Here is a 19,947-nt window from a genome sequence, read left to right on the forward strand (position 1 = left end):
ACGCACTACTGGTGCTGCAGGCCGACGCGGAACCGGTGCCGACGGCGAAGCTGCTGTCGCTGATCGGTGACCGCGCCCCCGAATCCGACGTCCTCGACGCGGTCGACGATCTCCGGCAGCGCGTCTTGGTGTGGGGCGAGACCGCGCTGCGGGTCGCCGCCGATGCCGCGACGGGAATGCCGTGGTACCCGGGGCAGGTCATTCTCGAGGACACTTTCCGCAGCGCCGAGCAGATCGCCGGCCTGATCGACGACCTCAACCAGGCTCAGCTCGAGGTCCTGGAGAAACTCCTCGAAGGGTCCCCGATGGGCCGCACCCGTGACGCCGCACCCGGCGCGCCGGCCGACCGCCCGGTGCCCCAGCTGCTGGCCATAGGGCTGCTGCGCCGGATCGACGCCGAGACCGTGATCCTGCCCCGCCACGTGGGGCAGGTGCTGCGTGGCGAGCGGCCCGGCCCCATGCGGCTGACCGCTCCGGACCCGGTGGTATCGACCACCACTCCCGACGATGCCGACGCGACCGCCGCCGGAGCCGCCATCGATCTGCTGCGGGAGCTCGACGTTTTGCTTGAAACGCTTTCCGCCGCACCGGTTTCCGAGCTGCGCAGCGGCGGGCTGGGAATTCGGGATGTCAAGCGGCTGAGCAAGCTGACCGGCATCGACGAGCCGCGGTTGGGTTTGATCCTCGAAGTCGCGGCCGCGGCCGGATTGATCGCCAGCGGGATGCCCGACCCCGAACCCACCGCCGGTGAGGGACCGTACTGGGCGCCGACGGTCGCCACCGACCGGTTCACCGCGATGTCCACCGCCGAGCGCTGGCAGCTGTTGGCCGCTAGCTGGCTCGACCTTCCCAGCCGGCCTGCGCTGATCGGCACTCGCAGCCCCGACGCCAAACCCTATGGGGCCCTGAGTGATGCGCTGTACTCCACCGCCGCACCGCTGGACCGCCGGCTATTGCTCGGCATGCTGTCCGAGCTCCCGTCGGGTGCCGGCGTCGACGCGGTGGAGGCGTCGGCGGCGCTGATCTGGCGGCGTCCGCGCTGGGCTAAGCGGTTGCAGCCCGGGCCCATCGGGGATCTGCTCGCCGAAAGCCACGCCATGGGCCTGGTGGGGCGCGGGGCGATCAGCACGCCCGGTCGCGCGCTGCTGGACGAGGACGCCGATCCCCAGGCCGCGGTCGACGCGATGGCCCGGGCGCTACCCAAGCCGGTCGATCACTTCTTGGTGCAGGCGGACCTGACCGTGGTCGTGCCCGGCCCGCTGCAGCGAGAGTTGGCCGAGCAACTCGCCGCCGTGGCCACCGTCGAATCGGCCGGTACAGCGATGGTGTATCGCGTCAGCGAGCAGTCGATCCGGCATGCGCTCGATGTCGGCAAGACCCGCGACTGGATGCACGCACTGTTCGCCAAGCACTCCAAAACGCCGGTGCCCCAAGGCCTTACCTATCTCATTGACGACGTCGCGCGCAGGCACGGGCAGCTGCGGATCGGCTTGGCCGCGTCGTTCGTCCGCTGCGAGGACCCGGCCTTGCTGGCCCAGGCCGTGGCCGCGACCGAAGATGTGCAGTTGCGCGCCCTGGCCCCCACGGTGGCGGTGTCGCCGGCGCCGATCGGCGAGGTGCTCGCCGCGCTGCGGGCCGCGGGTTTTGCCCCGGCGGCCGAAGACTCCTCGGGCGCCATCGTCGACGTCCGGCCCCGCGGCGCCCGGGTGGCCACGCCGCAGCAACGCCGCCCGTACCGTCCGGTGCGGCGCCCCAACAGCGAAAGCCTCAACGCGGTCGTGGCGGTGCTGCGCAAGGTCACCGCCGCGCCGTTCGGCAATATCCGTGTCGATCCGGCGGCCACCATGACGCTGTTGCAGCGCGCGGCCAGGGAACAAGACACCATGGTGATCGGTTATCTAGACGCGGCCGGCGTGGCCACCCAGCGGGTCGTATCGCCGATCACCGTCCGGGGCGGTCAGCTGGTCGCGTTCGACTCGGCGTCGGGGAGGCTGCGCGACTTCGCGATCCACCGGATCACGTCGGTGGTATCGGCCCCCGACCGATAATGGAATGACTCACGCCGGCCAGGAAATGAAAAGGAGCGACGCTGACTATGTCTGACGGACCGTTGATCGTGCAGTCCGACAAGACGGTGTTGCTCGAAGTTGATCACGAGCAGGCCGGCGCGGCGCGGGCCGCCATCGCACCGTTCGCCGAGCTGGAACGCGCACCCGAACACGTGCACACCTACCGCATCACGCCGCTGGCGCTGTGGAACGCGCGCGCCGCCGGTCATGATGCCGAACAGGTCGTCGACGCACTGGTCTCCTTCTCCCGCTACGCGGTGCCCCAGCCGCTGCTGGTCGACATCGTCGACACCATGGCCCGCTATGGCCGTCTACAGCTGGTGAAAAACCCGGCATACGGCCTCAGCCTGGTAAGCCTGGATCGCGCGGTGCTCGAGGAGGTGTTGCGCAACAAGAAGATCGCGCCGATGCTCGGTGCCCGAGTCGACGACGACACCGTCATCGTCCACCCCAGCGAGCGCGGCCGGGTCAAGCAGATGCTGCTCAAGATCGGTTGGCCCGCCGAGGATCTCGCGGGCTATGTCGATGGCGAGGCGCATCCGATCAGCTTGGCCCAAGACGGCTGGCACCTGCGCGACTACCAGCAGATGGCCACCGACTCGTTCTGGTCCGGCGGATCCGGTGTGGTGGTGCTTCCCTGCGGTGCCGGTAAGACGCTGGTGGGGGCGGCCGCGATGGCGAAAGCCGGTGCGACGACGCTGATCCTGGTCACCAACATCGTCGCGGCGCGGCAGTGGAAACGCGAGCTGATCGCCCGCACGTCGCTCACCGAGGACGAGATCGGCGAATACTCCGGCGAGCGCAAGGAAATCCGGCCCGTCACCATCTCGACGTACCAGATGATCACTCGCCGCACCAAAGGCGAGTATCGGCACCTCGAGCTTTTCGACAGCCGCGACTGGGGGCTGATCATCTATGACGAGGTCCACTTGTTGCCGGCGCCGGTGTTTCGGATGACCGCCGACCTGCAGTCCAAGCGGCGCCTGGGGTTGACCGCCACGCTGGTCCGCGAGGACGGCCGCGAGGGCGACGTGTTCTCCCTGATCGGCCCGAAACGCTATGACGCGCCGTGGAAGGACATCGAGGCGCAGGGGTGGATCGCGCCGGCGGAGTGCGTCGAGGTGCGGGTCACGATGACCGACAACGAGCGGATGATGTACGCCACCGCGGAACCCGAGGACCGTTACAAGCTGTGCTCGACGGTGCACACCAAAATCGCCGTGGTCAAATCGATTTTGGCAAAGCACCCGGGTGAGCAGACCCTGGTGATCGGCGCGTACCTCGATCAGCTCGACGAGCTGGGCGCCGAGCTGGGCGCCCCGGTGATCCAGGGCTCCACGCGGACCAAGGAACGCGAAGAACTGTTCGACGCGTTCCGCCGCGGCGAGGTGAACACGCTGGTGGTGTCCAAGGTCGCCAACTTCTCCATCGACTTGCCGGAAGCCTCGGTGGCCGTGCAGGTCTCGGGCACCTTCGGTTCACGCCAGGAGGAGGCGCAGCGGCTGGGCCGGTTGTTGCGGCCCAAGGCCGACGGCGGGGGCGCCATCTTCTATTCCGTGGTGGCGCGCGACAGCCTCGACGCCGAATACGCCGCGCACCGGCAGCGCTTCCTCGCCGAGCAGGGCTATGGCTACATCATCCGCGACGCGGACGACCTCCTGGGCCCGGCCATCTAGCGCGAGCGTGCGCTACAGAGACAGGATCGTCGCCGACGCGGTGCCGGGCGCACCGTACACCTGGGCCAGCCCGACGCGCGGGTTGCCGGGTACCTGACGCTCCCCCGCTTCCCCGCGCAACTGCCGCACCAGTTCGTGTACCTGCCGCAGCCCCGACGCGCCGATCGGCTCGCCGTTGGCGATCAGCCCGCCGTCGGTGTTGACGGGTATCGAGCCGTGGATCTCGGTGGCGCCATCGGCCAGCAGCTTCTCCTGCTCGCCGTCCGCGCAGAGACCGGTCTCGGCCATGTGAATCACCTCGGCCCCGGCGTCGGTGTCCTGCAGCTGCGCGACGTCGACGTCTTCGGGTCCGATGCCGGCCGCCTCGTAGGCAGCCTTGGCGGCGTACACGGTCGGCGAGGGATCCTCGTCGAGCGGCGCCGAGGTGGCATGCACCTCATAGGCGCCGAACGTGCGCGTGCGGATCTCACTGGCGCGCACATACACCGGCTTGTCGGTGAATTTCTCGGCGATGTCGGCGCGACACATGATGACCGCGGCGGCGCCCTCGTCGGGCGCGCAGAACATGTACTGGGTCAGCGGGTAGTTGAGCACCGTCGAGTTGAGGATCTCGTCTTCGGGAATGGCTTTGCGCCGGAACGCATTCGGATTCAGTGCGCCGTTGCGGAAGTTCTTGGCGGCCACCTTGGCCAAGGTGCCCTGGGAGATGTTGTGGTCGTGGATGTACTTGTTGGCCTTCATCCCGAAGAACTTGGTGGTGACGAACTGCCCGTTGTTGGCGTACCACTGCGGCAGCGCCAGCTTGGCGGGGTCGTCGGTGAACGCGCCGCGGGGGTGCTTGTCGAGGCCGATGGCGATGCCGATGTCGTACTTGCCCAGCCGGATGGTGTCGGCGGTCTGCTGGATGGCGCTGGCCGCGGTGGCGCAGGCGTTGAACACGTTGGTGAACGTGATGCCCGTCAGCCCGACCAGCCGGGTCACCGCGTCGGGGTTGGACACCTCATAGCTGCCACCGAAACCGAACTGGATGTCTTTCCAGGCCACGCCGGCGTCTTTGAGCGCCAGCTGCACCGCCTCGGCGCCCATCTGCATCGCGGTCTTCTCGAACCTGCCGAACGGGTGGAGGCCCACGCCGATGATGGCGACGTCGTTGGTCATCTCAAATCCTCCTGGGTGGACGGGGGCAACCCGCTGGATAGCTTGGTGGCGCCCGCCCCTAGACCGGCTGGAACGCGAAGGTGATGATTTCGGCGCCCTCGTCGTCGGTGGCGAACGGCACCATGGTGAGCTCGACCTGCTGGCCGAACTGCAGCTTGGCCGGGTCGTTCTCGGTCAACCGCCCTTCGACGCGGATGACGTCACCGAGCTGAACCAGGCCGACGCCGAACGGCACGAAGTCCTTGCCGGCCGGGCCGAGGTAGGGGGCTCCGGGCGGGAAGCCCTGCGTCGTCCACGCCACCAGCGTCCCGCGGCGCGGCAACAACACGTCGGACATCTCGCCGGCGCTGCAACGCGGGCACCATTGCTGCACCGGGAAGGTGGTGGCCGCACAGCTGCCGCATCGGCTGCCGATCAGCTGCGGGCTCTCATCCGGCCAGGTAGAGATCTCGGGGGCTAGCGCCTTCTGCATCGAGGGATCCTCCAGGACGTCCACAATCCGCCAACAGAACTCACTGAACCGTATAACAGCCTTCCGAAAAGTGGAAACCGCATTCTCGTCAGCGCACAACGGCCGAACGCCGGGGGGCCGCGCGGGGAAGATATGTTGGCGCCATGACGGTCACCGTGATACTCGAGCTCAGGTTCAAGCCCGACGAGGTCGCCGCGGGGCGCGAGCTGATGGGCCGGGCGCTGCAAGACACCCGGAGGTTCGACGGCAACGTCCGCACCGACGTGCTCGTCGACGAGGACGACGAAGCGCACTGGCTGATCTACGAGATCTGGGATTCGGTCGAGCATGACGAGGCCTACCGCGCGTTTCGCGCCGGCGAGGGCAAGCTGACCCAGCTTCCCCCGCTGCTGGCCGCGCCCCCGGCCAAGACGAGGTACGTCACGGCCGACGTCTGACGAGCCGTCAGCTCAGGGCGGGAATGATCTCTCGTTCGAACAGCTCGATGCCGGAACGGTCGTAGGCGGCCTCGGGGAAATAGCAGATGGCGTAGTCACACCCGAGGTCGCGGATCTTCGCCAGGCGCTCGATGACCCGTTCCGGTGTGCCCGTTGCCGAGTCCGGACCGCTGGTGCCGGCGATCATCGCGTCCGCGGCAGCCTCGCCCACGTACCCGACCATGCGGTCGCGGACCCGTTGCAGCCGGTCCTTGACGTCGACCTCCGACGTCCCGACGACGGCATTGACGTTGACCGAACGCACGATGCCATCGAAGTCGGTGCCCAATTCGCGGCAATGCTCGGCCAGCAGCTCCGACTTGTGGGCGAACGCCCCGGGCTCGGGCGTGAAGTTGGTGTACTGCGCGTATTTGGCGGCGATGCGCAAGGTCACCTTCTCGCCGCCGCCCGCGATCCACAGTGGGATTCCGTTGTCCTGCAGCGGCTTAGGAGCGACGATCGCGCCGTCCACCTGATAATGCTTACCGTCCAAGCTCACTTTGCCGTCGCGCCAGGCGTCGCGCATGATCTGGACCCCCTCGTCCAGGCGACCCAACCGCACGCCCGCCGACGGGAATCCGTAACCGTAAGCGCGCCATTCGTGTTCGTACCAGCCGCCGCCGATCCCCATTTGAATCCGGCCACCGGAGATGATGTCGGCCGTGGCGGCGACCTTGGCGAGGTAGACCGGGTTGCGGTAGCTCATCGCCGTGCACATTTGGCCGAGCTTGATCCGCGACGTGGTGGCCGCGTACGCGGCCATGAGCGACCACGCTTCGTGGGTGGCTTCACCGGTGGGCACCGGGACGGTGTGGAAATGGTCGTAGACCCACAGTGAATCCCAGCTGCCCCGGTCCGCGTGGCCGGCCAGGTCTCGCATCACCGCCCAGTGTTTTTCGGGTTCGATACCGACGAGATCCATTCGCCAGCCCTGCGGAATGAAGAGTCCAAAGCGCATACCAAGGGACTTTATCCCGGCCAGACCTCACCCACGCAGCGCGGCGAGCGCTGCCGCGACCGACTTCTCGCGCAACTCCTCCTGCGGCGCGTCGACGAACTGCACGCAGCAGTCCTGCAGACCGCCGAACGCCACGACCGCGCGGGTGGACTGCGCGAGCGTCGGCTTCTCACCGAACACCAGCCGGGCCAGCCGCTCGCGCCATGCGAGGACGGTGTCGATGAGGTCGAGGTCGATCAGTGTCGACAACTCGGTCAGCAGCAGCACCAGATCCCGGCGGTGCCGATAGTGGAAATCGAAATAGCCCTCTAGTAACTCGCGGGCATCGGTGTCGCCGCGGCTCTCGTGGTCGGCGACGAACCGCTCGCCCTCGTCGATCAGCGGCACCAGGATGCTGCGCACCAACTCTTCGCGCGACGGGAAGTGGTAGTACAGAGCGGGTTTGGTGATGCCTAGCTGGTTGGCGATGTCCTGCAGGCTGGTGCGCTGCACGCCCCGCTGCAAAAACAGCTCGCGCGCGACCTCTTGAATCCGCTCGCGCGTGTCTGATCGGGGCCTGCTCACCCCATGAGTTTATCTGACTTACCGATCGGTAAGTGGGATGTTATGCTTACCGAACGTTAAGTAAGTGCGGGAGGTGGATCATGCGGATACTCATTTCCGGTGCCAGCGTCGCCGGCCCGGTGCTGGCCTACTGGCTGTCCCGTTACGGTTTCGACGTCACGGTCGTCGAGCGCGCACCGACGTTGCGCAAAACCGGCGGTCACGCCGTCGACTTGTTCCGCCCCGCAATGGAAATCTCGGCGAAGATGGGTGTCCTGCCGCGTATCGAGGCCCTGGCCACCGGAACGAACCGGCTGGCGTTGTTCCGAGAAGGCCGGGCACGGGCCATCGAGGTCGACCTCACCAAGGTCTACGCCGCGAGCTCCGACCGGCACGTGGAAATCATGCGCGACGACCTCAGCGAGATTTACTACGACGCCGCCCGCAACGACGTCGAGTACCTGTTCGGCGACTCGATCACCGCGATCGAGCACGACGGCACCGTGGCGTTCGAGCGCTCCCCGGCGCGCACCTTCGACGTCATCGTCGGTGCCGACGGCCTGCATTCCAACGTTCGGCGCCTGACGTTCGGTGATGAGGCCGGGCTGACGCGCTTCCTCGGGGGATACCTGTCGGTGTTGTCGGCGCCCAAATCGCTGGTCGAGCCCGGCCGGATGGTCGGCCACGTCGGCGTCGGCCGTTTCGCCGGGATCTACACGGCGGACCACCTGGACGACGCACGGGTGGTGTTTCTGTTTCGCAACAACGAGGAATTGGACTACGGCCACCGCGATGCGGTGCGGCAGAAGGAGTTACTGCGCGACGCGTTCGCCGGGATGCACGACCAGGTGGACAGCTGGCTGACCGAAATCGAGCGCACGCCCACGTTCTACTTCGACTCCATCACCCAGCTGCGCACGGACAGGTGGTCGCGCCGCCGGGTCACCCTGGTCGGCGACGCCGGATACTGCCCCGGCCCGGCCGTGGGCGGCAGCACCAGCCTTGCCGTCCTCGGCGCCTACGTGCTGGCCGGAGAGCTCGCCCGGGCCGACGGCGACCACCTACGCGCCTTCGCCGCGTACGAACTGCAGATGCGCGAACCGGTGCATCGCAGCCGGTCCTTCGCTCGCGGCGCCGCCAAGGGCATCATCCCCGGTTCAAAAGCTGGACTCTGGGCGTTAACCCGTGGAGCCCAACTGATCTCGGCGATGCCAGGGTCACTATCCCGATCGTTGGCCAAGCTGAACACCAAGGGAGTCCGCATGCACGATTCGATGCCGGTCCCCGAATACGCCGGAAGCGACGTCTGACAGCATGTCCAGTAAGACGCGGAACCGAGTCGCCGCGGCAGGCGCATGCCAAGAAGGGAAGGCATCAGATGGAACTGACCGGCGTTGGGATCTGGAGCAGTCAGCTGCGCTACGGCGACCCGGGCGAATCCGCCGACGCAGCAGCCGAACTCGATGAACTCGGCTTCCCCGCGTTGTGGATACCCGACGTCGGCGGACCGGTGTTCGACTCGGTGGGTCATCTGCTCGCCTCGACCAAGCGGACCGTGATCGCCACCGGCATCCTGAATCTGTGGATGCATTCGCCGGAGGACGTCGCCGAATCCTATGCGACGCTGACCTCCGAGCACGGGGACCGCTTCCTGCTGGGAATCGGCGTCAGCCACGCACCGCTGATCGACGCCGGCCAGCCCGGTCGCTACCGCAAACCGCTGGCGGCGACGGCGTCGTTCCTCGACGCATTGGATGCCGCGCCGCGGCCGGTTCCCATCGAGCGCCGGGTTCTCGCCGCGCTTGGCCCGAAGATGCTGCAACTGTCCGCGAGCCGCGCCGGTGGCGCCCATCCGTACCTGGTCACTCCCGACCACACCGCTTCTGCCCGTTCGGCTTTGGGCCAGGGCCCCCTGCTGCTCCCGGAGCAGACGGTGATCCTGACCGACAGCGCCGACGAGGCGCGCCAGGTCGGAACCGATTGGCTGCGGTCGTATTTGGCGTTGCCCAACTACGCGAACAACCTGCTGCGCAGCGGCTTCTCCGAAGATGATGTGACACAGGTGAGCGATCGGCTCTTCGACGCGATCATTGCCTGGGGTGACGAAGACGCCATCATGGGCAGGGTCGCCGAACATCGTTCCGCGGGCGCTGATCATGTCTGCGTCCAGGTGCTACTGGCCGATCCACGAGCCTTCCCGCGCGCGGAATGGCGCCGAATCGCCGCCGCCACCAGATAGAAGGGTGACCGGCCACGCGGCTTAGGGTGAGCTATGGCTTCCAAACAGACGCTGTTTCGGATCTTTTACCGCTTCGGTTTCACCCCGTGGGACGGTCATCCGCTCGCCCAAAGCGTGCGGGATCTGGTCGAGGGGACCAGCGACGCCGCCGCACTTCCCGCCGGGTCCGCCCTGGAACTCGGATGCGGTACCGGTGACTGTTCGATCTACCTCGCCCAGCACGGCTGGAAGGTCACCGCTGTCGACTTCGTGGCCAAGCCCCTCGAACGGGCGCGGGCCAAGGCCGGCGCGGCCGGCGCGGCGGTGGACTTCGTCCGGGCCGACGTCACACAGCTGAGCCAGGCCGGGATCGGTGCGAACTTCGAGTTGATCATCGACAACGGTTGCCTGCATAACATGAGCGACGCGGATCGCGACGGCTACGTCCGAGAGGTCAGCGCCGTGGCCGCCCCCGATGCCCGGCTGTTGATCGTCGCGTTCGTGCCCGGCGGCCGGGTCGGGGTGCGCGGCGTCGATCACGCCGAGATGGAACGACGCTTCGCACAAAGCTGGACGCTACTGTCGGCGGGTGCCGAACGCGAGCTGGACCGCGCCGAGAAAACCCCGGCTCGGTACTACCTGTTCCAAAGGCACCGTTAGCTTTTCGGACGACACAACGCAAAAGCCCCCGAAACCTCGTTGTTTCGGGGGCTTTCGCGTCTGCTCGCGGTAGGACTCAGCTCAGAGACGCGGGCGGCAGGAAGCGGTCGCCGTACTTGGCGGCCAGTTCCTTGGCGCGGGCCACGAAGGCGTCCTTACCCGTGCCGCCGGCACCGGAGTAGCCGACGATGAACTGCGCGCTACCGCCGGTGTACGGCGGGAAGCCGATGCCCATGATCGAGCCGATGTTGGCGTCGGCGGTCGACGTCAGTACTCCCTCGTCCAGGCACTTCTGCGTCTCGAGTGCCTCGGCGAACAGCATGCGATCGATCATGTCCTGCAACGGAATCTCGGCGCTGCCCGACTTGAACGTGTCCCCCAGGCCCGGCCACAGCTGGGTCCGCTTGCCGTCGACATACTCGTAGAAGCCGGCGCCCTTCAACCGGCCGGGCCGTCCGATTTCGATCATCTTCTCGACGACCGCCTCGGCCGGATGCGGCTCATACTTGCCGCCCGCATCTTCGACGCCCTTGCGGGTAGCGGCGGCGATCTTATGCATCAGCTCCAGGTTGAGCTCGTCGGACAGCTGCAGCGGCGGCGCCGGGTAGCCGGCCTGCGAACCGGCGTGCTCGATGCTGGCCGCGGGCACGCCCTCGCCGAGCATCGCCAGTGCCTCGTTCACGAACGTGCCGATCACGCGGCTGGTGAAGAACCCCCGGCTGTCGTTGACGACGATCGGGGTCTTGCCGATGGCCAGCGTGTAGTCGAACACCCGGGCCAGGGCCTCGTCAGAAGTCTTCTCGCCCTTGATGATTTCGACCAGGGGCATCTTGTCGACCGGCGAGAAGAAGTGGATCCCGACGAAGTCCTCCTGCCGCTTGACGCCGGCCGCCAGACCGGTGATCGGCAGCGTGGAGGTATTCGACCCGAGCAACGCATTGGGCTCGACGATGTCCTCGATCTCGGCGAACACCTTGTGCTTGAGTTCCTGGTTCTCGAAGACGGCCTCGATCACGAAGTCGACGCCCGCCAGGTCGGCGGGGTCGGCGGCCGGCGTAATGCGGTCCAGCAGCGCCTTGCTCTTCTCCTCGGTGGTCTTGCCACGCTGAAGTGCCTTGGCCTCAAGCTTTTCGGAGTAGCCCTTACCCTTCTGCGCGGCCTCGAGGCTGACATCCTTGAGCACCACGTCGAATCCGGCCTTGGCCGACACGTAGGCGATACCGGCGCCCATCATGCCCGCGCCCAGCACACCGATCTTGTTGATCTTGACCGGCTCGATGCCGTCGGGCCGCGACCCGCCGCCGTTGATGTGCTGCAGGTCGAAGAAGAACGCCTGGATCATGTTCTTGGCGACCTGGCCGGTGACCAGCGAGGTGAAGTAACGGCTTTCGATGCGGCTGGCGGTGTCGAAGTCCACCTGCGCGCCCTCGACGGCCGCGTCCAGGATGGCCCGCGGCGCAGGCATCGGGGCGCCCTTGAGTTGCTTCTTGAGCAACGCCGGGAACGACGGCAGGATGCCGGCCAGCGCGGGGCTGGTCGGGGTTCCGCCGGGCATCTTGTAACCCTTTTTGTCCCAGGGCTGTTCGTGTGAGTCGGGGTTGGCCTTGATCCAGGCTTTGGCCGCTGGGACCAGCTCCTCGACGGAGCCGACCAGCTCGTCGACCAGGCCGATCTCTTTCGCCTTGTCCGGCTTGAAGCGGGTGCCCTGCGACAGGATGTTCATGAACGCGTTCTGGATGCCGAACATCCGCACGGTGCGGGTCACCCCGCCGCCACCGGGCAGCAGGCCCAGGGTCACCTCGGGCAGACCGACGACCAGTCCCTTGACGTCGGCGGCGATGCGATGATGGCAGGCCAGCGCGATTTCCAGGCCACCACCCAGCGCGGCACCGTTGATGGCGGCCACCACGGGCTTGCCCAGGGTCTCCAGCGCGCGCAGATCACGCTTGACCGACTCGACGGTGTCGAACGCCTCGCCGGCGTTCTCCGGTCCGAGGTTGATCATGCCCTTCAGGTCACCGCCGGCGAAGAAGGTCTTCTTCGCGCTGGTGATCACCACGCCGGTGATCGAATCCTTTTCGGCGGCAAGGCGTTCGACGGCGTTGTGCATGGACTCGCTGTAGTGCTCGTTCATCACGTTGGCCGACCCGGTGGGGTCGTCCAGGGTCAGGGTGACGATGCCGTCGGCGTCCTTATCCCAAGCAATGGTGTTCTCTGCCATGGCCTTAAACCCTCTCGATGATGGTGGCGACACCCATGCCGCCGCCGATGCACAGTGTGACCAGGGCACGACGCGCGTTGCGGTGCTCGAGCTCGTCGACCATGGTGCCGGTGATCATGGCGCCGGTGGCGCCCAGCGGGTGGCCCATCGCGATGGCGCCACCGTTGACGTTGAGCTTCTCGTCGGGAATGTTCAGGTCCTTCTGGAACTTCAGCACCACCGATGCGAACGCCTCATTGATCTCGACCAGGTCGATGTCGTCGAGGGTCAGACCGGCGCGATCGAGCACCTTGCGGGTGGCCGGTGTCGGGCCGGTGAGCATGATGACCGGGTCGGCGCCGCTGGTGGCGGTCGCCACCACGCGGGCCCGCGGAGTCAGGCCCTGCGACTTGCCGGCGGCCTCCGAACCGACCAGCACCAGCGCGGCGCCGTCGACGATGCCGGAGCTGTTGCCGCCGGTGTGCACGTGGTTGATCTTCTCGACGAAGTGGTACTTCTGCAGTGCCACGTCGTCGAAGCCGCCCATCTCGCCGATACCGTCGAACGCGGTCTTGAGCTTGCCCAGGCCTTCCAGGGTGGAGTCGGGACGCATGTGCTCATCGTGGTCGAGGATCACCAGGCCGTTCTGGTCGCGCACCGGGACCACCGACTTGGCGAAGTAGCCGCCCGACCAGGCCGCCGCGGCCTTCTCCTGGCTGCGCAACGCAAAGCGGTCGACGTCGTCGCGGGAGAAGCCCTCGATGGTCGCGATCAGGTCGGCACCGATGCCCTGCGGCACGAACCCGACCGCATAGTTGGTTTCCGGGTCCAGCGCCCACGCGCCGCCGTCGGACCCCATCGGCACCCGGCTCATCGACTCCACGCCACCGGCGAGCACCAGGTCGTCCCAGCCGGAACGCACCTTCTGCGCGGCCAGGTTAACCGCCTCCAGGCCCGACGCGCAGAACCGGTTGAGCTGGAAGCCGCCGGTCGTCTCGGGCAGCTTGGCCACTAGTGCGGCGGTGCGGGCGATGTCGCCGCCCTGGTCACCGACCGGGGAGACACAACCGAGGATGACGTCGCTGATCAGGTTCTCGTCCAGGTCGGGGAACCGGGTACGCATTTCCTCGATCAGGCCGACGACCAGGTTGACCGGCTTGACCTCGTTCAACGATCCGTGGCGTTGCTTGCCCCGCGGTGTGCGGATGGCCTCATAAATGAAAGCTTGTTCGGACATGACGACTTCCTGTTCGCGAATAGGGTTCGAATCCGTCTTGAAGACTAGGTCCAGCTCCACCCTAACAGCAGGGCCCGGCCAACCTGTTGGTTGGGCAGGTTGGCACTGGTCAGCGGCCCGAGCGTGACGCGACAGTCACGTTCGGCGCCGAGCTTGACGCTGCAGTCACGCCGGAGGCCGGAAGTTAAGCTCGACGACCATGACGGTCTCGCGACTGCGCCCGTACGCGACCACGGTGTTCGCCGAGATGTCGGCGCTGGCCGCACGAGTTTCAGCGGTGAACCTTGGCCAGGGTTTCCCCGACGAAGACGGGCCGCCGGCCATGCTGAAGGCCGCCCAGCAGGCCATCGCCGACGGCATCAACCAGTACCCACCCGGGATCGGCATCGCGTCGCTACGGCACGCGATCGCCGCCCAACGTCAGCGCCACTACGGCATCGAGTACGACCCCGACACCGAGGTGCTGGTGACGGTCGGAGCGACCGAGGCCATCGCCTCGGCGGTGATCGGCCTGATCGAACCCCGCTCGGAAGTCTTACTCATCGAGCCGTTCTACGACTCCTACTCGCCGGTGGTGGCGATGGCCGCCGCGCACCGCGTCACCGTGCCGCTGGTCCCCCACGGCCGCGGTTTCGCGCTGGACGCCGACGCGCTGCGGCGGGCGGTGACGCCACGGACCCGCGCGCTGATCGTCAACTCACCGCACAACCCGACTGGCACGGTGCTCAGCACGACCGAACTCACGGCCATCGCGGAGATCGCCGTCGCGGCCGACCTGTTGGTGATCACCGATGAGGTGTACGAGCACCTGGTGTATGACGGCCGGCAACACGTGCCGCTGGCCGGATTCGACGGCATGGCCGAACGGACGATCACCATCTCCAGCGCGGCCAAGATGTTCAACTGCACAGGTTGGAAGATCGGATGGGCTTGCGGCCCAGCACAACTCATCGCCGGGATGCGCGCGGCCAAACAGTATCTGAGCTATGTCGGGGGCGCGCCATTCCAGCCGGCAGTGGCTCTGGCGTTGGAAAAGGAGGGCGCGTGGGTGGACGAACTGCGCGCCACTTTGCAGGCGAGGCGCGATCGGCTGGCCGCCGGGCTGATCGATATCGGGTTCGAGGTGCACGACAGCGCCGGCACCTATTTCTTGTGCGCCGATCCGCGCCCGTTGGGTTATGACGACAGCACCGCGTTCTGCGCGGCGCTCCCGGAAAGGGTCGGGGTCGCCGCGATCCCGATGTCGGCCTTCTGCGATCCGGAGACAGCGCACGGGCCGGCCGACGTGTGGAACCACTTGGTGCGCTTCACCTTCTGTAAACGCGACGACACGCTCGATGAGGCGATCAGGCGCCTGGCCGCGCTGCGCGACGCTACCTAGCCGGGCCGAAGCCCTCGAGACCCATCACCCGCGTGCGCAAACCTTCCAGGGCGGCATGAAGAATTTTCTTGCGGGCCCGCGCGACCCAGAACTCCGGTAGCGGGGCCCAGGGTTCGACCGTGATGGTGAAGCGCACCCTGGTCTTGTCGTCGCCCAGCCGGCTCAGGTTGTACTCCCCGTGCTGACCGTGTTGCTGGGCCGTCTTGTGGGCATCCCACACCATCCAGTCCGGCCCCCAGTGGTATTCGACCAGTTCCGTGTCGTGGATTCCGGTCACCGCGATCGTGACCCTCACATGATGCGGTCGCCCGTCGGGGTACTTGTCGACGACCTCGACCCGCTTGTGCACCGACGACCACGACGGCACCGCGTCCATATCGGCGAGCGCCTCCATGATGACCTCTGGAGGCGCATCGATCACGATTTCCGACGATGCTTGCACAGCCACTGCCTACAAGTTAACAACAGCACCGCCGCCGATGGAGGCCGAAAACCATCGATGACGACTATTCCGACTCGGCTGAACGGTTGCCGCGCATCACCAATTCCCGCAATCCCTTTTCCGCCCCGTCGAGAGCGCTTTCGCTTGCCCGCCGGACGATGAACGCGGGTATGGGCCGGCCCGGTTCGACGGTGATGTCGAAGCGCACACGGGTCTGGCCGACGCCTTCGGGTGTGAGGTTGTACTCGACGTGCTGACCATGTTGCTGAGAGGTGCCTTTGGCGTCGTAGCAGACCCAGTCGGGACCCCAGTGATATTCCAGGATCTCTTTGTCGGCGAGCCCCAGAACCTTGATGGTGGTCTTGACATGGTGGGGCCGGCCGTCGGGATAACGGTCGATCACTTCGATGTGTTTGTGCAGCGGTGACCACGACGACAGGACGCGGACATCTGTCAGCGCCTCCATGACCACTTCTGGCGGCGCATCGACGACAAATTCGCGTGATGCTTTTACGGCCACTGACATCAAATTTAGCAACACCGACCCGGGTACGGATCGGTTCGGCGCAAGCGACGTTCTACCAATCGATTTCGTCAGGCGACGTGGTCGCCCCGGCGGTCGCTCGACCGGTCCGGGCGGTGTCCGAGAACCGCGCGGAAGCGTGATCGGCAATGCGCTGCGCTGCGTCGTTAGCCGTCGCGGCATGTGTACCCCCGCGGGGTAGGTACGATGGCCACACGGGGCGTGATCGACCCGCTGACGACAATGGTGGAGGCCCGGTGACAACCCAGCGCGGGTATTCCGCAAAGAAGGACAACTACGCGAAACGGCTGCGGCGGATCGAAGGCCAGGTCCGCGGCATCGCGAAGATGATCGAGGACGACAAATACTGCATCGACGTGCTGACCCAGATCAGTGCAGTCAACAGTGCCATGCGCTCGGTGGCGCTGAGTCTGCTGGACGAGCACCTTGATCACTGCGTGACACGTGCGGTCGCCCAGGGCGGTGCCGAGGCCGAGGGCAAACTCGCCGAAGCCTCGGCGGCCATTGCGCGCCTCGTACGCTCCTGATCACTCGGTCGCAATCAAGCCTTGGGGCCTAAAGGCCTAAACGTTGTGCCGATCGTGGACGTGTGATTCGGTGCGGGGGGCGGATGCACCCGGTCCGTCGTCGGATTTCGCCGCTTGAAAAATGCTCCACCGCAGGCGCATTGGCGCCAAATCCCCCACCGTTTATCGCAGCCCCAGACGTGTCACCCCGGCCAGCGGGCGACCGCCGCTCACCGAGACTACTTACGCTTCTTCACCGTGAGCACCCGCTCGCGCAGCGCCTTGGTGGCGGAATCGATGGTGCCCTTCACGGCACGCTTCAGTACGAAGCCGGGCAGCGGCACATTCGGGTCCGCGAACAGCTCGAACTTCACCAGGGTGGCCTCGCCCTGCGGTATCAGGGTGTACTTCCCGTCCTGTGCCTTTTGCTGCGAGGAGTTGACCAGCGTCCAGCTCACCGTGTCGGCCCCCCAGGTGTAGGCGACCACCTGTTCGTCGGTGATCCCGGCGACCTTGACCTTCATCTTCACTTGGCGGGGCCGCCCGTCGTCGCCGGTCTCGAGGACCTCCGCGCTCTGATGCGGGTCCGACCATTCCGGCATCGATTCGAAATCGGCGATGACGTCCAGAATCTCCTCGGGACTGGCTTCGATCACGATGTCGCGGGATTCTTTGAGTGCCATGGCCCGCACGATACTGGCACGGCGTCCCGCCCGGGATGGATTCGGTCGAGCGTACCGTCGTGGCTGTGACTGATGCCGTGACCGATCCCGCATACACCGTCGGTGACTACCTGTTGGACCGTCTCGCCGAACTCGGCGTCTCGGAGATCTTCGGCGTTCCCGGTGATTACAACCTGGAGTTCCTCGACCACATCATCGCCCACCCGACCCTGCGGTGGGTCGGCAACGCCAACGAGCTGAACGCCGGCTATGCCGCCGACGGATATGGACGACTGCGCGGAATGTCGGCTTTGGTAACGACATTCGGTGTCGGTGAGCTGTCAGCGGCCAATGCGATCGCGGGGAGCTTCGCCGAGCAGGTGCCCGTCGTGCACATCGTCGGCGGCCCCTCCAAGGACGCCCAAGGCACCCGGCGCGCACTGCACCATTCGCTCGGCGACGGGGATTTCGAGCACTTCTTCCGGGTCAGCCGCGAAATCACCTGCGCTCAAGCCAATCTCATGCCCGCAACGGCGCGCCGAGAGATCGACCGGGTGCTGTGCGAGGTGCGCGAACAGAAGCGACCCGGATACATCCTGCTGTCCACGGACGTGGCCCGCTTCCCCACCGAAGCGCCCGAGGCGCCGCTGCCCCGCTACCCCGGAGGCACCAGCCCCCGCGCGCTGGCCATGTTCGTCGAGGCGGCGACCGAGCTCATCGCCGACCACCAGCTCACCGTGCTCGCCGACCTGCTCGTCCACCGCCTGCAGGCGATCAAAGAGCTGGAGGCGCTGCTGGCGGCGGACGTCGTGCCGCACGCCACGTTGATGTGGGGGAAGAGCCTGCTCGACGAGAGCGCACCGAATTTCCTGGGAATCTACGCGGGATCGGCCAGTGCGCCGACGGTACGTACCGCGATCGAAGAGGCGCCGGTCTTGGTCACCGCCGGTGTGGTGTTCACCGACATGGTGAGCGGCTTCTTCAGCCAGCGGATCGACCCGGCCCGGACCATCGACGTCGGCCAGTATCAAAGCAGCGTGGCCGGAGAAGTCTTCGCGCCGTTGGAAATGGGCGCAGCGCTGGAGGCACTGGCCACCATCCTGGTCCGGCGCGGGATCTCGTCGCCCCCGGTGACGCCGCCGCGCGCCGCACCGCTCCCGCCGTCCCCGCCGCGCGATCAACCACTTACGCAAAAGATGTTGTGGAATCGTCTTTGCCTGGCGCTCACACCGGGCAACGTGGTGCTCGCCGATCAGGGCACGTCCTTCTACGGCATGGCCGACCACCGGTTGCCGCAAGGAGTCACCTTCATCGGTCAACCGCTATGGGGCTCAATCGGTTACACGTTGCCCGCCGCGCTCGGGGCCGCGGTGGCGCATCCGGACCGCAGGACGGTGTTGCTCATCGGGGACGGCGCGGCGCAACTGACCATCCAAGAGCTCGGCACCTTCTCGCGCGAGGGGCTCTCCCCGGTCATCGTGGTGGTCAACAACGACGGCTACACCGTCGAACGCGCGATCCACGGCGAGACGGCGCCGTACAACGACATCGTGAGCTGGAAGTGGACTGACGTTCCGGGCGCACTGGGCGTCACCGGCCACCTGGCGTTCCGGGTTCACACCTACGGGGAACTCGACGACGCATTGACCGCCGCGGCCAAACACAAAGACCGCATGGTGTTCGTCGAGGTGGTGCTGCCGCGGCTCGAGATTCCACGCCTGCTCGTCGAACTCGTCCAGCAGACGTCACCGGACGGCAGTCCGCGCCGCTGACGACGACGGCGGCGCGGACCCGGTCAAATCGAGTTGGGTGTGTGGTCCGGCGACGATGACCGCAGGATGGCCTGTAGCGTGCGCCGGCAGCGACCGCAATCGGCGCCCGCTCCGCACGCCTCGGCAACTTCTTTGGTGCTCGACGCCCCGCATTCCACGGCCTCGGTCACCGTCTGGCTGGTGACCCCGTTACACAGGCACACGAACACGGGCGAATCCTCAGTCCGCCCCGATGCGCATCATGTCGAAGAACCGGCCGACGAACAGCGGCGGGTAGGCGCCGATACCCGCTCCCGACATCCACTGCGCCGCGGCATCAGGGTGGTCGATCCACTGCCGCGCGCTGTCTTCGTCGGGGAACTCCTGCAGGATCAACACTTCGTGGTCATCGTCGAAGGCCTGGAATACCCAGGTCTTTCGGATTCCGGCGGTGGTGAACCTGTCTATCGCCGTGCTGACTTCGGAAGTCAGCAGGAGTACATCGTTGACGGACGCGATGGCGGCCACCACGACGCCGGGTGCTGACGAGGTTGTCGGTGGCTGGGCGATGAACCTGTCGACGATCTCGCCGGCGAACACCGCAGGGATGTCGTCGACGCCGGCTTCGTCGAACCAGTCGAAGAAGACCCGGGACCGCAGCAGCTCGACGATCGGCTCGCGGCTGTGGACTCCGATCATCACCAGGACCCGGCCATAGTCGTGTGTTGAGGTGTAGACCAGCACGTGGTGCGCGCCGATATCGGCGAGGGCCGCTTTGTTGCGTTCCAGCAGCGGCCAAACCCGGGACGGATCCGGGATCCGGTAGTCCGAGGCGATCACCATCGAATGAATATCGCCGTTGTTCATCGGAGTTGGTCCTTCATCACCTTCCCCGTCGCGTTGAGTGGGAGTGAATCAAGGAACTGTACCGCGCGCGGCACCTTGAACCCGGCCATGCGGTCACGACACCAGCCGATCAACTCGTCGGCGCTGA

General features: G+C 66.5%; 21 protein-coding genes. 9 read left to right on the top strand and 12 right to left on the bottom strand.

Annotated elements, in window-relative coordinates; all coding sequences use genetic code 11:
• Positions 1-2,048: helicase-associated domain-containing protein (locus Q0W90_RS14870; RefSeq protein ID WP_297775001.1), on the top strand; the 2,048-nt coding region annotated here is incomplete at its 5' end.
• 47 nt (positions 2,049-2,095) lie between these two features.
• Positions 2,096-3,745 carry a DNA repair helicase XPB gene (locus Q0W90_RS14875; RefSeq protein ID WP_297597671.1) on the top strand — a complete coding sequence of 550 codons (1,650 nt, stop codon included), beginning with the start codon at positions 2,096-2,098 and terminating at the stop codon, positions 3,743-3,745.
• Between the two features lie 12 nt (positions 3,746-3,757).
• Here the strand turns inward: Q0W90_RS14875 and Q0W90_RS14880 are convergent, their stop codons facing one another.
• Together Q0W90_RS14880 and Q0W90_RS14885 are read right to left on the bottom strand one after the other, a co-directional pair.
• Positions 3,758-4,903, bottom strand: coding sequence for a thiolase family protein (locus Q0W90_RS14880; RefSeq protein ID WP_297597673.1), 1,146 nt, complete (start codon positions 4,901-4,903; stop codon positions 3,758-3,760).
• Between the two features lie 58 nt (positions 4,904-4,961).
• On the bottom strand, positions 4,962-5,375 hold the full coding sequence (locus Q0W90_RS14885; protein WP_297597675.1) for an OB-fold domain-containing protein: 414 nt from the start codon (positions 5,373-5,375) through the stop codon (positions 4,962-4,964).
• A gap of 143 nt (positions 5,376-5,518) precedes the next feature.
• Here Q0W90_RS14885 and Q0W90_RS14890 point away from each other — a divergent pair, with 143 nt between their 5' ends.
• Positions 5,519-5,812: an antibiotic biosynthesis monooxygenase gene (locus tag Q0W90_RS14890; protein WP_297597677.1), complete on the top strand. Its 294-nt coding sequence runs from the start codon at positions 5,519-5,521 to the stop codon at positions 5,810-5,812.
• Positions 5,813-5,819: 7 nt separating this feature from the next.
• Here Q0W90_RS14890 and Q0W90_RS14895 read toward each other — a convergent pair whose 3' ends face one another.
• Both Q0W90_RS14895 and Q0W90_RS14900 read right to left on the bottom strand, forming a co-directional pair.
• Positions 5,820-6,809: an LLM class F420-dependent oxidoreductase gene (locus Q0W90_RS14895; protein ID WP_297775004.1), complete on the bottom strand. Its 990-nt coding sequence runs from the start codon at positions 6,807-6,809 to the stop codon at positions 5,820-5,822.
• A gap of 27 nt (positions 6,810-6,836) precedes the next feature.
• Entirely contained in the window at positions 6,837-7,373 is a 537-nt protein-coding gene (locus tag Q0W90_RS14900) for a TetR/AcrR family transcriptional regulator (protein WP_297597681.1), read from the bottom strand.
• Positions 7,374-7,453: 80 nt separating this feature from the next.
• Between Q0W90_RS14900 and Q0W90_RS14905 the strand changes: the two genes are divergently transcribed.
• From Q0W90_RS14905 to Q0W90_RS14915, 3 genes are all read left to right on the top strand, one after another.
• Positions 7,454-8,662, top strand: a complete 1,209-nt coding sequence (locus Q0W90_RS14905; protein ID WP_297775006.1) for an FAD-dependent monooxygenase — start codon at positions 7,454-7,456, stop codon at positions 8,660-8,662.
• 68 nt (positions 8,663-8,730) lie between these two features.
• Positions 8,731-9,591 carry an LLM class F420-dependent oxidoreductase gene (locus Q0W90_RS14910; RefSeq protein ID WP_297597686.1) on the top strand — a complete coding sequence of 287 codons (861 nt, stop codon included), beginning with the start codon at positions 8,731-8,733 and terminating at the stop codon, positions 9,589-9,591.
• Positions 9,592-9,624: 33 nt separating this feature from the next.
• Positions 9,625-10,230, top strand: coding sequence for a class I SAM-dependent methyltransferase (locus Q0W90_RS14915; RefSeq protein ID WP_297775008.1), 606 nt, complete (start codon positions 9,625-9,627; stop codon positions 10,228-10,230).
• Between the two features lie 76 nt (positions 10,231-10,306).
• Here the strand turns inward: Q0W90_RS14915 and Q0W90_RS14920 are convergent, their stop codons facing one another.
• Together Q0W90_RS14920 and Q0W90_RS14925 are read right to left on the bottom strand one after the other, a co-directional pair.
• On the bottom strand, positions 10,307-12,451 hold the full coding sequence (locus Q0W90_RS14920) for a 3-hydroxyacyl-CoA dehydrogenase NAD-binding domain-containing protein (RefSeq protein ID WP_297775010.1): 2,145 nt from the start codon (positions 12,449-12,451) through the stop codon (positions 10,307-10,309).
• Positions 12,452-12,455: 4 nt separating this feature from the next.
• Positions 12,456-13,667: an acetyl-CoA C-acetyltransferase gene (locus Q0W90_RS14925; protein ID WP_297775012.1), complete on the bottom strand. Its 1,212-nt coding sequence runs from the start codon at positions 13,665-13,667 to the stop codon at positions 12,456-12,458.
• A gap of 199 nt (positions 13,668-13,866) precedes the next feature.
• Between Q0W90_RS14925 and Q0W90_RS14930 the strand changes: the two genes are divergently transcribed.
• Positions 13,867-15,048 carry a pyridoxal phosphate-dependent aminotransferase gene (locus tag Q0W90_RS14930; protein WP_297775014.1) on the top strand — a complete coding sequence of 394 codons (1,182 nt, stop codon included), beginning with the start codon at positions 13,867-13,869 and terminating at the stop codon, positions 15,046-15,048.
• Here Q0W90_RS14930 and Q0W90_RS14935 read toward each other — a convergent pair.
• Both Q0W90_RS14935 and Q0W90_RS14940 read right to left on the bottom strand, forming a co-directional pair.
• Entirely contained in the window at positions 15,041-15,496 is a 456-nt protein-coding gene (locus Q0W90_RS14935; RefSeq protein WP_297602195.1) for an SRPBCC family protein, read from the bottom strand. The two genes, Q0W90_RS14930 and Q0W90_RS14935, sit on opposite strands and share 8 nt — an antisense overlap.
• Positions 15,497-15,554: 58 nt before the next feature.
• Positions 15,555-16,010: an SRPBCC family protein gene (locus Q0W90_RS14940; protein WP_297775016.1), complete on the bottom strand. Its 456-nt coding sequence runs from the start codon at positions 16,008-16,010 to the stop codon at positions 15,555-15,557.
• A 260-nt stretch (positions 16,011-16,270) separates the two neighbouring features.
• Here Q0W90_RS14940 and Q0W90_RS14945 point away from each other — a divergent pair, with 260 nt between their 5' ends.
• Positions 16,271-16,561 carry a metal-sensitive transcriptional regulator gene (locus tag Q0W90_RS14945; RefSeq protein WP_297697507.1) on the top strand — a complete coding sequence of 97 codons (291 nt, stop codon included), beginning with the start codon at positions 16,271-16,273 and terminating at the stop codon, positions 16,559-16,561.
• 218 nt (positions 16,562-16,779) lie between these two features.
• Here the strand turns inward: Q0W90_RS14945 and Q0W90_RS14950 are convergent, their stop codons facing one another.
• The gene (locus Q0W90_RS14950; RefSeq protein WP_297596561.1) at positions 16,780-17,223 is read right to left on the bottom strand and encodes an SRPBCC family protein; all 444 of its coding nucleotides are present in this window, start codon (positions 17,221-17,223) and stop codon (positions 16,780-16,782) included.
• Positions 17,224-17,258: 35 nt separating this feature from the next.
• On the opposite strand from Q0W90_RS14950, the gene Q0W90_RS14955 reads away from it, so the two are divergent.
• Positions 17,259-18,974, top strand: coding sequence for an alpha-keto acid decarboxylase family protein (locus Q0W90_RS14955; protein ID WP_297596560.1), 1,716 nt, complete (start codon positions 17,259-17,261; stop codon positions 18,972-18,974).
• A gap of 23 nt (positions 18,975-18,997) precedes the next feature.
• Here Q0W90_RS14955 and Q0W90_RS14960 read toward each other — a convergent pair whose 3' ends face one another.
• From Q0W90_RS14960 to Q0W90_RS14970, 3 genes are all read right to left on the bottom strand, one after another.
• A complete protein-coding gene (locus Q0W90_RS14960) occupies positions 18,998-19,183 on the bottom strand; it encodes a (2Fe-2S)-binding protein (protein ID WP_297596559.1) in 186 nt (61 codons plus the stop codon).
• 10 nt (positions 19,184-19,193) lie between these two features.
• On the bottom strand, positions 19,194-19,820 hold the full coding sequence (locus Q0W90_RS14965) for a fatty-acid--CoA ligase (protein WP_297596557.1): 627 nt from the start codon (positions 19,818-19,820) through the stop codon (positions 19,194-19,196).
• Positions 19,817-19,947, bottom strand: a 131-nt coding sequence (locus Q0W90_RS14970; RefSeq protein WP_297775019.1) for a hypothetical protein, incomplete at its 5' end; no start/stop codon positions are given. The genes Q0W90_RS14970 and Q0W90_RS14965, both read right to left, overlap by 4 nt.

The sequence above is a fragment of the Mycobacterium sp. genome (assembly GCF_025933915.1).
Classification (GTDB): domain Bacteria; phylum Actinomycetota; class Actinomycetes; order Mycobacteriales; family Mycobacteriaceae; genus Mycobacterium.

Bases quoted from the DNA above. Each gene is read 5' to 3' on its own strand.
- Q0W90_RS14875 (WP_297597671.1), top strand. From the start codon at position 2,096: ATGTCTGACGGACCGTTGATCGTGCAGTCCGACAAGACGGTGTTGCTC.
- Q0W90_RS14880 (WP_297597673.1), bottom strand. From the start codon at position 4,903: ATGACCAACGACGTCGCCATCATCGGCGTGGGCCTCCACCCGTTCGGC.
- Q0W90_RS14885 (WP_297597675.1), bottom strand. From the start codon at position 5,375: ATGCAGAAGGCGCTAGCCCCCGAGATCTCTACCTGGCCGGATGAGAGC.
- Q0W90_RS14890 (WP_297597677.1), top strand. From the start codon at position 5,519: ATGACGGTCACCGTGATACTCGAGCTCAGGTTCAAGCCCGACGAGGTC.
- Q0W90_RS14895 (WP_297775004.1), bottom strand. From the start codon at position 6,809: ATGCGCTTTGGACTCTTCATTCCGCAGGGCTGGCGAATGGATCTCGTC.
- Q0W90_RS14905 (WP_297775006.1), top strand. From the start codon at position 7,454: ATGCGGATACTCATTTCCGGTGCCAGCGTCGCCGGCCCGGTGCTGGCC.
- Q0W90_RS14910 (WP_297597686.1), top strand. From the start codon at position 8,731: ATGGAACTGACCGGCGTTGGGATCTGGAGCAGTCAGCTGCGCTACGGC.
- Q0W90_RS14915 (WP_297775008.1), top strand. From the start codon at position 9,625: ATGGCTTCCAAACAGACGCTGTTTCGGATCTTTTACCGCTTCGGTTTC.
- Q0W90_RS14920 (WP_297775010.1), bottom strand. From the start codon at position 12,451: ATGGCAGAGAACACCATTGCTTGGGATAAGGACGCCGACGGCATCGTC.
- Q0W90_RS14925 (WP_297775012.1), bottom strand. From the start codon at position 13,667: ATGTCCGAACAAGCTTTCATTTATGAGGCCATCCGCACACCGCGGGGC.
- Q0W90_RS14930 (WP_297775014.1), top strand. From the start codon at position 13,867: ATGACGGTCTCGCGACTGCGCCCGTACGCGACCACGGTGTTCGCCGAG.
- Q0W90_RS14950 (WP_297596561.1), bottom strand. From the start codon at position 17,223: ATGGCACTCAAAGAATCCCGCGACATCGTGATCGAAGCCAGTCCCGAG.
- Q0W90_RS14955 (WP_297596560.1), top strand. From the start codon at position 17,259: ATGGATTCGGTCGAGCGTACCGTCGTGGCTGTGACTGATGCCGTGACC.
- Q0W90_RS14965 (WP_297596557.1), bottom strand. From the start codon at position 19,820: ATGAACAACGGCGATATTCATTCGATGGTGATCGCCTCGGACTACCGG.